The 13,572-nt window shown below is 42.8% G+C and carries 8 protein-coding genes; 5 read left to right on the plus strand and 3 right to left on the minus strand.

Going from position 1 to position 13,572, the window contains the following annotated elements:
• The first annotated feature begins 41 nt into the window (after positions 1-41).
• From AC53GJ_RS07825 to AC53GJ_RS07835, 3 genes are all read left to right on the plus strand, one after another.
• Positions 42-4,523, plus strand: coding sequence for a PAS domain-containing hybrid sensor histidine kinase/response regulator (locus tag AC53GJ_RS07825; RefSeq protein WP_496732061.1), 4,482 nt, complete (start codon positions 42-44; stop codon positions 4,521-4,523).
• Entirely contained in the window at positions 4,507-5,490 is a 984-nt protein-coding gene (locus AC53GJ_RS07830) for a diguanylate cyclase (RefSeq protein ID WP_496732062.1), read from the plus strand. The genes AC53GJ_RS07825 and AC53GJ_RS07830 overlap by 17 nt, the downstream gene beginning before the upstream one ends.
• Positions 5,491-5,874: 384 nt before the next feature.
• A complete protein-coding gene (locus tag AC53GJ_RS07835) occupies positions 5,875-7,548 on the plus strand; it encodes a tyrosine-type recombinase/integrase (RefSeq protein WP_496732063.1) in 1,674 nt (557 codons plus the stop codon).
• Positions 7,549-7,604: 56 nt separating this feature from the next.
• Here AC53GJ_RS07835 and AC53GJ_RS07840 read toward each other — a convergent pair whose 3' ends face one another.
• From AC53GJ_RS07840 to AC53GJ_RS07850, 3 genes are all read right to left on the minus strand, one after another.
• Positions 7,605-8,723, minus strand: a complete 1,119-nt coding sequence (locus AC53GJ_RS07840; RefSeq protein WP_496732064.1) for a DUF3800 domain-containing protein — start codon at positions 8,721-8,723, stop codon at positions 7,605-7,607.
• A gap of 30 nt (positions 8,724-8,753) precedes the next feature.
• Positions 8,754-9,395 (minus strand): GNAT family N-acetyltransferase, encoded by a 642-nt coding sequence (locus AC53GJ_RS07845; RefSeq protein WP_496732066.1) that lies wholly within the window; start codon positions 9,393-9,395, stop codon positions 8,754-8,756.
• 69 nt (positions 9,396-9,464) lie between these two features.
• Complete coding sequence (locus AC53GJ_RS07850) at positions 9,465-10,376, minus strand: hypothetical protein (protein ID WP_496732067.1); 912 nt, start codon at positions 10,374-10,376, stop codon at positions 9,465-9,467.
• A gap of 670 nt (positions 10,377-11,046) precedes the next feature.
• On the opposite strand from AC53GJ_RS07850, the gene AC53GJ_RS07855 reads away from it, so the two are divergent.
• Positions 11,047-12,288, plus strand: coding sequence for an ImmA/IrrE family metallo-endopeptidase (locus tag AC53GJ_RS07855; protein WP_496732069.1), 1,242 nt, complete (start codon positions 11,047-11,049; stop codon positions 12,286-12,288).
• A complete protein-coding gene (locus AC53GJ_RS07860) occupies positions 12,285-13,409 on the plus strand; it encodes a beta family protein (protein WP_496732070.1) in 1,125 nt (374 codons plus the stop codon). Before AC53GJ_RS07855 ends, AC53GJ_RS07860 begins: the two co-directional genes overlap by 4 nt.
• The last annotated feature ends 163 nt before the right edge of the window (positions 13,410-13,572 follow it).

The raw sequence follows: 13,572 nt of genomic DNA on the forward strand, positions 1-13,572 counted from the left end.
TTTGTTTCTAAATGTAATACAAAATAAGGATGCTATACCAGATGTTTCTGCCGAATCTGTATCGGGACTTGTCGGTTTTCAGCCTGTTGCGGCTGGCATTGTTACCTTTGTTGGTGCTGACGACGGGGATTTATCTCAGTTGTCAGGCTGAGCTGGGTCAGCATGCCATCAACCAGCAAAAAAGTCAGGCCGAATTGCAACGACGACTGGTGAGGTTATCGGCCACTGTGATTGATCGCATTACCTTGTATCAATATGGTTTGCGCGGTTTGCGTGGTTCTATTGTCAGCGTTGGGGCGGATAAATACCGACTGGAAAACATGCAGCAATATGCGCAGAGTCGTGACATCAATCTGGAGTTTCCGGGTGCGCGCGGTTTCGGGTTTATTCGCAAAGTCAAAACGACTGAGTTGCCAGGCTTTCTGCAACAGGCCAGCCAAGATAGAGGTCTGCCTTTTGTACTGCAACAATTGCAACCACATCAAAATGATCTTTTTATTATTCAGTATGTTGAACCATATCAGCGCAATAAAGCCGCCGTCGGACTGGATATTGGTTCTGATCCCAGCCGCCGACAGGCCGCGCTGCAAGCTGTGACGAACAATGCGCCAACGCTGACCGCTCCCATTACCTTAGTACAGCAGTCGGAAAAAACCGGCCAGGGATTTTTATTTTTATTGCCGGTGTATCAGGGGGCGGTGTCGGCAGATCCATTGTTGCGCTATCAACAATTGCTGGGTTGGAGTTATGCACCCTTGTTAATCGATGAAATTTTGCGGCCGTTAGCCGATGTCGATCCTGATTTACAATTGCGAATCATCGATTTAGCCGCCGGGACTGCATTTTTCCAGTTACCAGCAGCGACTGGCGGCAGCACCGACGTGGTCGCCGCGAAAAAAATAGCCCTGTTTGGCCGCAACTGGCAGATTGAAGCCACCGCCAGTCCGCATTTTATCAGCAGCCTGAATTTGCCCGAGCCCACCGACTGGCTGCATTATGGCTTGCTGGTCAGTGTGTTATCGATGCTGCTTTCATTGCTGCTACAACTCCTGTGGTTGCGTCGTCAGCATCTGAATCAGCAAAAGTCGTTATTAACGGCCATCGTGGTCAATGCGAATGAGGCCATTATTGGCCTGGATCACCAAGGGCAGGTACTGAGCTGGAATCCGGCGGCAGCGGATTTATTTGGTTACACTGAAGCTGAATGCCTGGGCAAAACGCTGGCAGAACTGATTGTGCCGCCAGAGCAGCAAGAACAGGAAGCCTGGTTACTCAATCAACTGATGGCAGGTTATAACATCCATGGCCTGGATACGGTCAGGCAAAACCGGCAGGGTCAGTCGATCATTGTCTCGATTAATGCCAGTCCGATTGATGTCAGCCGGCATGACGTAACGGGCTTTGCGATGACAATCCATGATATCCGTCAACTGAAAGCGGCTGAGTTATTGGTGCGGCAGCATAATCAGCAACTGGAAGCGCAAGTATTAGCGCGTACCGCTGAAATCGCCCGAGTGTCCGCTTTGCAGACATCCATGCTCAACAGTACTCACTATGCCGTGATTGCGACAGATTTAACTGGGACTATTACCGCATTTAATCCGGCCGCTGAATTGTTGTTAGGTTATCAGGCCAAAGAGCTGATTGGGCTTGCCAGCCCGCAACTGTTTCATGATGCCGCTGAAATCCGGCAACGAGCCAAACAATTTTCAGCTGAGCTGGGGCAACGGATTGACACCGGTTTTACGGTTTTTGTTGCGAAAGTCAGCCCAGGGCAGGCTGACGCCGCGCAATGGCATTATGTGCATAAAGCGGGGCATCGTATTCTGGTCAATCTGACGATCACGGCACTGCTGGATGAACAGCAAGCCGTGATCGGTTATCTGGGGGTGGCCGACGATTTAACCAAGCAACAACAACTGGAATTTGAACTGGCGCTGGCAAAAGTCTCGACCGAGCAAACACTGGATTTAGTGCTCTGGTTATATCAGGACGGCCGGGTGCTCAAAGCGAATACTGCGATGGCGATGGCGCTTGGTTATTCCGACCAGCAGTTGTTGCAACTGAACATCAACCAGTTACTGGCCGACTATGATGAAAGCGACTGGCAACAGCAGTTGGCACTGCTCGGCCACAGTTCCAGTCTCAGGTTACAACAAGAATATCGCTGTTTTGACGGCCAGACGGTGCCAGTGTCGCTCACCATGGCGCAAATCGATTTGGCCGAGCACTCTTATGTCTATCTTGTTGGTCGTGATATCAGCAATCAATTAGCCAAAGAAGCAGAGCTGGCGCAGGCGAAAGAGCTGGCGGATGCCGCTAATCACGCTAAATCCGCTTTTTTGAATAATATTAGTCATGAAATACGGGCACCAGTTGAGCTGCTGCTGCAACAGCTGCAACATTTACAGCACAGTGGTTTAACTGGCCGTCAGTTGCAATATCTGACAGCAACCTCAACCGCTTGTAGCAGGTTAACCAGTTTGCTGCAGGATATTACCGATTTTTCATCGGTTGAAACCGGTAGGGTCCAGCTTGATCTGCAACGGGTGGAACTGTCTGCTTTATTGCAGACGATGAGTCAGGAACTGAAACATGAGTTGACCTTGACGGATCTGGAACTGATTTTTGATATTGCCAGTCAGGTACCGGCACAAGTGTTAGCAGATAGCCAACGACTGGCGCAAGTGATGCTGAATTTGACCCTGCATGCACTGAAATCCGCCCGGGTTGGCCATGTGATATTACGTATTGAGCCAATGGCGCACGCCGAGGCGCAGGTACTACTGCAATTTAGTCTGAGCTTTAATCTGGCAAGCTCAATCACCACCGCCGAGCCTTTGTTAAGCTCAGCATTGTCACCATTACCGGCAGCGCCTGTAGAGGCATCGGTCCAGCAAGGGCTTGGCTTAGCGCTGTGTCAGCGGTTGGTAGAGCTGATGGGAGGACAAATTCAGTTTCAGAGTGCGGCAGGGCGCAATAGCTGCTTTTTTCAGCTCTGGCTGACCCAACTGGATAATCCCGCTGATTACAGTGAGCAGGCCAAAGCGGCCGGCAGTGCACTGCTGCTGGTTGAACCCTGTGCCGATAGCGCGGCAGTGTTGCTGCGCCAGGCTGAATTACTGGGTTATCAACCTGTGCTGGCCAGGAATGCCGAGCAGGCGTGCAATCTGATCAAGGCCGATGCCAGCCGCTTTCAACTGATTTTATTGAACTGGCGATTGCCAGAACTAGATGGTTGTCAGTTGGCGAGCAAGCTCAAACAATTGCAACCGGCACTGACTTGCCCAATCATTTTGCTGGCAACGCCGTTTCAGCGCCAGGCGTTGAGCCGTTACTGGCAAAACAGGGCGCAGCCCGCGGTGGACTCAGTGTTACTGAAACCTTGTCATAGCCGCAGCTTTTACCTGACCCTGCAGGATGCCTTACAAGCGCCTTTTTGCGCCCGGCCTGATCCTGCGTTAGCTGTGACCGGACGGTTGTCTGGCTTGCGGTTATTACTGGTGGATGAAAATCCCTGGTATCGCCAGTTGGGGGCGGCACTACTCCAGCACGAAGGTTGTACTGTGGTGACGGCTGCCACAGGTCTGCAGGCGCTGGCTGAGCTGGCCGGCAGTTTGTTGCCCTTTGATTTGTTGTTACTGGATTTAACCCTGCCGGATCAGGATGGTTTTGAAGTGGCTGCCAGCATCCGGCAGCAAGCGCAATACCGGACGCTACCGCTGGTCGCTTTGAGTGTGCTGCCCTCATTGGCAGACAAATTGGCCTCTTTGGCTGGCGGGCTGGATGAGCATGTGGTGAAACCTTTTGATATGCATGCGCTGGTGCAGGTGATTATCAGGTTAACCAGCCGGCAGCAGACTCAGTTACTGCCCGTTGCAGCCAGTGGCAGTCCGTTATCTGCCGGTTTGCAGGCGTTTTGTCAGCAGCAACAAATCCAGCTGGATACCGCAGTACAACGACTGGGTAATTCGTTGCTGGTGTATCATAAAACGGTGCAAATTTTCTGCACTGAGTTACAACAGCAATTGCACTGGCTGCAACAGGCTTCTGCTGAGCGCTTAGCTCTGACGGATCTGCATTGGTGTTGCCGTAAACTGCGCAGTACAGCGGCAGTCCTTGGCCTGAGTGAACTGATGCAAATTCTGGCGAACTATGAAAAACAAAGCCAGGCGCCGGATGAGGCAAGTTTACAGGTTTTACGTCAGACCCTGTTGCATTGGCAGGAGTTGTTGCAACAGTTGTTGCAACTGACCAACGCTACTAAAACGATTGCAGCTGAATTAGCGCAGCCGCAGTTGCTGGTGACGGAGCTGCAATATCTGGCTGGAGAATTGGCGGCGGCCGATATGCACGCTGTAGCGCGTTTTGCCGTGTTGCAACGCCAATTGGCGCTACAAGATGCGGCCAGTACTAGTTTGTTAGACAAACTGATGAATCAGCTCGATTTCGCCGCTGCGGTCGCTATTGTTCAAACGCTGCTTGGCCAGTTGCAGAGGGAACCCAGTGAACAGACTTCCTGAAACTTTATTGCAGTTACATGGCGGACAAAAACCCCGGGTTTTGGTGGTGGACGACCAGCCGGTGAATATTCAGGTCATTTATCAAATCCTGGCCACTGAGTATCAAGTCTTTATGGCAACTTCCGGCAGCCAGGCGCTGGCCTTTTGTCAAAAAACACCACCGGATCTAATCCTGCTTGATATCGCCATGCCACAGATGGACGGACTTGAAACCTGCCGACAGTTAAAAGCGCAACCACAACTGGCGGATATTCCAGTTATTTTTGTAACCTCGCTGGAGCAGCAGGCCGAAGAAAATCAATGCTGGCAGGTGGGTTGCAGCGATTTTATCCTCAAACCGGTGAATCATGTCACACTGAAAAACCGGGTCAGAGCCCAGATCACCCTGACTTCGCAAAATCAGTACCTGAAACAACTGGCGTTTATCGACGGGCTGACCAATTTATGGAATCGCCGCTTTGCCGATGATTATCTGACGCGACAATTGTCTCTGTCGCAACGGCAGCAGCATGAGCTGACCCTGATGATGATTGATATTGATTTTTTTAAACAATACAACGATCATTTTGGTCATCTGCAGGGCGATGATTGCCTGAAATCGGTCTGCCGTTTGCTGGCGTCCTGCCTGAAAAGACCATCGGATGTACTGGCTCGTTTTGGTGGCGAAGAATTTATCTGTATCTTGCCTGGCAGCAGATGGCAGGATGCCGTGTTGCTGGGGCAGACGATGGTGCAGGCGGTCGCCGACGGTGGTTTGCCACATCCACTGTCGCCTTATCGCTTTGTGACCGTCAGTATTGGCCTTGCCAGCACAGGACTGACTCTGATGCAAGCCAGTGAATTAATCGCCGCCGCAGATAAAGCTTTGTATCAGGCCAAACATCAGGGCCGGCACCGCTGTGTGGCGGCAGAGCCGGAGGCACAATCTGATCGGGTCGAACCTTCGGTGCCAGATCCACAATGCTGAAACGACAGCTTTGGTGGTAAAACAGGATGATATTGCTGAAAGTTTCGGCAGTCAGTGCGTCGGGTGTTCACGCCAGCAACAGGCTATGATAGGGTAGTACGGTACTGCCTCGTAGTTAAACTGGATATAACGGGTGCCTCCTAAGGGGTGGTTTTGCATGAAGTATATATTAAATCTAATTTTTATTATTAAAAGTAATAAATAAATTCCTATTTAAAACATGCATTTAAGTAAAAGCTCCTTCCAAAATGCCGTTTTTCATTATTTCTGATAAATATCCTAAATCTTAGAAAAAGTACTATAAACTCACTGTAAAGTACTACGAAAACAACTATAATCAGGCAGAGGAGCAAAACAGCTCGATGGCTATTTTTTAGGCTGGTTATGGTTGCGAAGGTAAACACAAACGTTGTTGCAAAAGAAGACTTCACGAAGCTAGATGGTGTAATAGATCGATTAATCCCGAATCTGAAGAGGAAAAGAAATTCCCACACTACTTTCGAGTTTGATGATAAGCACATAGCAAAACTACCGTTCTGTAGCTCGCCCGGCGGTATCGATTTTTATCATCGAGGTGAAATCTCTGATAAAAATGGCAAAAAAATTGAAAATGCCATCCTTGTGCTTCGTATTCAGAAAAGCACAAAAACATTTTATTTTCGTTATCAGAACAAAATGTGCCACAGCTTAGGTCGGTGGACAGGAGACACCAGTAAGAGTTACTACAGCAAAGCTGAAGCGGTTGTTCGTATTGCAAAAGAGCGATTAGCTGAAGCGGTTCGATTTCTAGAAGCAAGAAACGCTTCTGTAGCTCACATATCTGAATGGACTATTGAAGATTATCTAGACCGGCAATACTCACAGGACCGTAAGGAATTTCAAATTCAAAACAGTTCTATTAAACCCGTTGCAAAACGAACAATAGCAAGCATAAGGCGAGCTCTTGGCGATAAAAGGCATAAGAGGTTAAAGGATGTAGAGGAATGCTGGGTTAATGAGCTTATTGTCGACTGGTGTAACCCAAAAATTAATCCAACCACCGGCATAGCTAAAGCCAAAAATCTTGACTCACAACGCAAGGCGTATACCGAAATTAATGCAATGTTCAATATATGCGTTAAGGCGGGATACATTTCTTCCAACCCGATTCGTGATAAAACATTTCATTTTAAGGACGCAGACTATGATAAGAAAGAGATCAATGTCATAGATGTGAATGCAGATACTGCCCTTCGTTTTATTTTCGAGAAAGCTCCGGGCTCAATGCAGGGAAAACTGCTTCTAGCATCTATGATGATGGCAGGTCTTAGAAATCATGAAGTGTATCGAAATTACACTGAAAATTTCAGAATAAAAAAGCAAGAAATAGTTGTACCGGGCAGCATATCTACAAAACACAAAAAAACGCGTACAGTTCCGGTGGAAAATCCATATTATTGGGAGCGTGTTAGAGAATATTTGGCCAGCACTGAATACTTAAGCCATACAAACGAAGTTGGTCATTTTCTACCCATGAGACGACTACAATCGAGAAACACGATAGAGAGAACTAACGGGGCTCCAGCCCATGCAACCGACAACGTCATGCGTCCGGTTTGGCGCGCTTTTAAAAAGCATTTTGATTGCGGGAAGAATGCTAAGCCATACGATTTTCGGCACACATTTATTACTAACCTCGCTGAAAATTTAGAATTTCATGAAGTAACTGAATACAGTGGAAATTCATCAGATATGGTTCGAAAACATTACGCGAAAGTTAAAAAAGAACGTGCCAAGCCTGTGTTTTCACATTTTCAGAACCCCGATAAAAACGTGATGCGTTCAGACTCTTCTAAGTCTTCTGAAGTATCCGTTGAGGGTAAGGTAATAGATACTACAGAATTGGAACTACCGGAGACATTAAAAAAATACTGGGACATCTATAAGGTTAAACGTCTATTTGATGGCAATCGAATGGCACTTGTCGACTACGAGGCCTTTGTAGATTTAGTTAGGAAACAAATCGACTCGGGCAAGCTACAAGACAGTGAGATCGATATGTGGTTGCAATTTCAATAAATAAATCTACTCGCTGGAAATTTTTTAAATATGTAATACCTTTATATTTTTTTAAATTATTTTTGTTTCAGAATGGCTTCTGAACTAAAATTAATTTTTCTATGTGTATCATAAGTAGTAACTAAATTAATGCCAAGTCCAATATAAGGATTGGATGCTCGCAATATTGAATCATATGCATCTATAATATCTTGGTTACTCGCCACGCTTTGAATCTTTTCAAGCACATATCGCATAGTCATACCAGCTAGCAAGTCTGCGACTTGCAAAGAACAATGATTATGGGATTCAGAAAACTCTAAATCAGCCGTTTCAGAAAATGAATATTCCGCAGTAGATGTGACTATTACGTTAGTGAAATCTGTATCTTCGAGGATTTTTTTATTAGCTGTAATTATTTCATCAAAATGAACTTGCTCATCATGAATTATTTTTACTTCTGATATATTTCCTCGAGAAAACTGATTTATTCTGGCATATATATTTGTAAATGAACTTAAATTCGGTAACATCCATATCGATTTACCGCTTTTACTTGTATCAGGAACTGGTATAAATGAAAAAACTGCTTTGTTTTCTTGACTTTGAGTTAGTTCATTATAGTCATCAATACTAGCATCAATGCTCCTTAGTATAAAATTGGAAAGCCCATCTGTCGGTGAGTGATTTTCAATGAATTTTTTAACTTCCTTAAATGACTCTATTAATGATTCATTTGATGGTGATTTACAACATTCAATAAAATTAATAAATACTGAATCAGGCGCGTTGTTGTAAATGAAATCAGCGCATTGATTCTTAACGATTTGCAATTCATTGGTTGTCTTAGGGTATGAGTATGCAGGCATTATATGACAATTTACGATATTCGCAGATATGAAATATTTCTTGTCTACAACTTCAATAAATATCGGGTATTTTTCTTCAACTAAAAAACTCACGAGCTGGCTAATAAACTTTGGGTATTTGCGATAAATATTTGTAGATTTAATCTCAGCAGTTTTTATTTTAAATTTATCTTTAAGCCGAAGAATAAAATCTTCTAACTTCTTAGTGTCTTGCACACCAATACATGCTAGTGAGAATACAGGTTGCCCATGAAAATTCAACTGGTCACCGGTGCTAAGTACATCCCCCGAGTTTCCGCTCTCGTCAATGTAGTAATTTCTAATCATAATTCTCAGTCTAATTTAGATTATTTGAACTCAAATGCATTTATATACCATTGGAATGCTCATTCCATATTTTAATGCTTCTTTGGCAAAAGAGGTGTTTTCGATGGAAAATCCATGTGACTCAAAGTATCGAACTTGTTCAAGTGTAGCTGCGGTGAGGCAGATATCAGATATTCCCTCATTTTTTGCATAATTAATAGTATTCAAGAGTAGCTTTGCGAACAGACCAAGACTACGATACTCATGAAAATCATGCTTTCTATCGCTTTCTGGTACTGGTTCATAGGGATTGCTGAACTCTACATCCGCTAGATATAATTTGTTTGGATGAACTTTGGCGAGTAGCAGTTGAGCACAAATATTGTAATTTAAATTGGGATCATCCACTTTTGCGTACACAAGGATTGCATCGTGAACGATCGGTTTTTTGACTATTTTTTCGACTTCTAAATAGAGAAATGGATTTCTACTATCGAAATGATTGCTTAACAAGCGGGGGTCTATTTTTTTACTTGATTCTACATAATGCATCCAAGCATATGCGCCTATTCCAAATAAAGAATCTGGCTCTATTTTTGATATTTCATCCATATCTTTCATTTTATAGTAACTGATAGTTAAGTTTTTATCGAACTTAGCGCGTATATCTTTGTCAGGGAAAATTGTTTCCACAGCCACTCTCCATTTAGCGTGTTAGCATGGTATATGCATATTTATCATTTTTATGTGGTGATACACATTCTACCAAATAGAAAAAAACACCTTGCGGTCATTGTCATTGTGTAAGTCATTCTTTGATATATGGTGTTTGCTAGGGCGTACTTTTTCTGAAAATAAATTAAATGGAAGTTCATCTATGCAAATCTGAGCAAATATTGATGAAAAATCTTTGTTGTAGCAATCTTGTAGTATCTTAAGGTTTGTAGATGGGAAGCTTTTTTTGAATTCCTTATTGTATTCTGGTGAGAAATAACGAATCATGGCAGCTTCGTATAGCGATATTCTTTCTGATTCAGATGTGTTAAATAACTTATCAAGACCAGCTTTGATTCTCATGTTGTCTGATTCTTTTGATTGCTTGCTTGGGATGAAAGCTGTTACCAAACTTGTATTTGGTTCAACTTCTAATAATAGTAATGATATTTTATACCCATTAGGAGCACCTTTAATTGCAATTCTTTGAAGGGTTTCGTGTTTAAGTAGTCTATCTAAGGCGCTTCTTGAGCCATCCTCTCCATAAGCTTGCCCTATGTATTTGACTTCAAAGTTAATCTCATTAGTTTGTTGATGGAGCATATGTAGCATCTCCATTTCTTCAAACCAATACCTTTGACCATTGTTATCGGTGAGGTAGTGATAGCCATCTTCAATATGAAAACTAAGATGAGGAGGTATATTAGGGATGCGGACAACTTTATTTTCATTCAACACTGAAAATGATAACTCTAGGCTATCACCGACTTGTTCAGCCGAAATAAAATTTACAATCGGTAAATACCCAATAATATAAATATGGCAGTTATCTATCGTGCTCCGGTACTGCTGCAATTTCTCTTTGTTATAAATCAATTCGGCAGATAAGGTAACAAAGCTGCTTGCATACAAATCGAGAGCGTGCTCAACACCGTATTTGCTACTGAATTTTTTACTCATTAAGACCCTTATTTTTTAATCAAAATTTTAGTTCTTTTTACCATATTCAAGCTTATGAAAAGCACGTCACCGAATAAATATTCACTACAGTGTTACTGAGAGGATTTCCATATCAGAGATTCTTTTTTGGTCCTTTTACAAAAGAGTGCCTGAGAGATGCACGGTGTATTCCACCACTCCCCTTAATTCATGCCAGCTGACTGCCGTGAATCAGAGGGTAGAGCTATGTGATTCCAAATTCTGCCAGTTTCTGGACAGACTCAGAAAAAAAAATCAGCATAGGCTTTAATTTAACCAATTTTGTCCCCATGTCGACACATATGTGTTCAGTTGAAAAAAATTCCACATTTGGGAATTTACTTGACTGAGTTAAAGGTTTACACTAATGTGATTCCCAATTTGAGAACTTCTATGAGATTGATTGGACTGCAACGACTCTTCGGCCTTTTGGGGCATGAAGCTACAACGGATATTTGGATATCTGCATGGGTGAATGAAGTGAAAAGTAATACATGGCTGAACCAAGAGCATGTTTTGAACTGTTACCCATTGGCGAGGCAAGTCTCGTCTGACAAATTCATTTTCTCAGTTGCACAATCAGGAAGCGCAATTCATGTCCAGCTGTGTTTTGAAAGACGTATAGCTATTGTTACTAGTGTGAAAAAAAATTATGAGTGAGCAATATTTGAAAATTATAAGAACAGAAGATCAATACAACGCATATTTGAACGAGTGCGAAGCATTATTGAGCATGTCCCCTGCGCCCGGATCTTCTGAAAGCGATAAAATAGAATTGCTTACTTTGCTTATTGAGAAATACGAAGAAACGAATTTCCCGATAGAGCCCATTGACCCAATCGAAGCCATCAAGTTTAGAATGAGTGAGTTAGGGCTTAAACAAATTGATTTGGCTCCATATTTTGGGACTAAAAGCAGGGTTTCTGAGGTTCTGTCTGGTAAGCGACCTTTAACTGTGCAAATGATTAAAGCTATATCAATTGGATTAGGTATATCTGTAGATACACTAATCGGATTACACGTTGACGAAGTTCAAGAACCTAAAACTAGTGAATCAGTTAACTGGAAGCTTTTCCCTTTGAGTGAAATGATTGCAAGAGGGTGGATAGCAAACATTCAGAGTCAAGGTAGGATTAGCATCTCAGTAGAAGAGCAATTGAAACAATTTATAGGTGTGCTCAGCGAAGATAACTATCAACCATTAGCCGCCTTTAAGAGAAGGCTACAAGGTGAAGCATATTCGCCGAATAAAAAGTACAGCATTTTTGCATGGCTTTCTAAGGTAGTTCAAGAAGCTACGAATAATCCAGTAACTAGTGAATTTAGCCTTGAGCGTTTTGATAAAGAAGTCTTAAGAGAGCTTGCTCATTTGAGCTGGTTTGATGATGGCCCAAAGCTCGCAGTTGAGTTTTTAGCAAAGTATGGAATTAAGGTTGTGATTGAACCTGCCTTGAAAGGAATGTCCTTAGATGGTGCTGCTTTAAAAACTCCCGCTGGTAATCCAGTTATTGGGCTAACGATTAGAGAAGATCGACTGGATAATTTTTGGTTTACTCTTCTGCATGAAACTGTTCACATATGGAAACATCTTGATACTGGCTCTACTTTTGTTGATGACTTGGAAAGAACAACTGAAGATAAAATTGAGGCAGAAGCTAACAGAATTGCACGAGACACTTTTATTCCTAGGGTTGTTTGGAAACGAAGTGAAGCATATTTGCGGCCTTCAAAGGAAGCAATTGAGAATTTTGCTAAAGATTTGAAGATTCACCCTGCAATTATCGCAGGGAGAATTAGACGAGAAACTGGTAATTACAAAGTGTTTGCCGATTTGGTGGGGTATGGAGAGGTTAGAAAACACTTTCATAAATTTTATGTGGAGGAAACAAAATGATTAAGCCGATCTACGTCCCAATTTTGAACGCAAAGCAAGGCGAATTTGATGCGTTGGAACACATCAAACCTGAAACAAACAGGCGTATGTTTCCTCTGTTTGAAATGCCAATTTTCTCAGATGAAGTACAAAAACGAAAAAAGTATATAAATGAAGCATTTCCCAAAAAGATGTTTTTAACAGACACTTTGAATAAAATAGTTTCTGCAAGGGGTAAGTTGCCACTTATGTTTGATATTGATAAGTGGTCTCCAGATAGCACTGTGGAAGGTGGGGAACATATTTTAAATTTCTCATATAATTACTTGTTGTCAAAAAGCGCAGACGTAACAGTAGTAGTCGGTTATGACCGTTGGGAAGATATTCAATATGTAAAGGCTCTTGAATCAATTAGACTTCAATCAGATTCTTTCTGTATTAGACTGGAGTCATATGCGTTTGACGACATGTACGATGAAGAGCATTTTCAAGATGTTATTACAGATATCATAGATACATTACAGCTAACACCGTCTGAATGTATTGTCATTTTAGACTTAGGGGATGTGTCAAATTCTTCTGTTGTCGACATTTGTAGCAAAATTGAGTTAGCAAACAAGTTACTACAGCCTTTTGAATTTTCAAAGTTAACAATGGCTGGGTGCTCATTGACTTCCTTTATTACAGATATGGTACCTAAGCAAGACTCAAATGAAGTTATATTACGACGTGAATACGTTGCTTGGAAAATAATCCGTAGTACTATTGATATCGGTTTTGGAGATTATGGGGTGGTTAGTCCTCATTCTGCTGAAATAAAAACACCTCATGCAAACGGAAAAATTCGCTATACCATCCAAGACAACTATTTCATAGCCCGAGGCCACTCTAGGATGCATGGTAATAAAGGTGAGCAAATGTATGATCTGTCAGAAGAAGTTATTGGATCTGGATATTATCTTGGTGCTGATTTCAGTTGGGGTGATCAGCGGATCGAAGACTGCTCAAATAGATTGTTGAAAGGAAACTTAAAGGATTGGGTGGCTTTTGATACTTCCCATCATTTGCAGTTTGTTGTTATGAGTGTATTTGAATTTGAGCGTGAAATCACCGTCACCAAAACAGAAAAAATGCCAGCATAATGCGATTGCAATTACAACGCAGACTGCACAGGCGCTGTTATACTTCTGACGTTTGTTGTTGTAATTGCGCAACTTAAGGCATGGGGTGGGAGTTGAAACTATATGTTTGACAGATTGTTAAAAAATTACAGTCAAATGAATAATCGTAACTCTCACCTTCTCA

This window comes from Rheinheimera sp. B2H12, assembly GCF_059620065.1.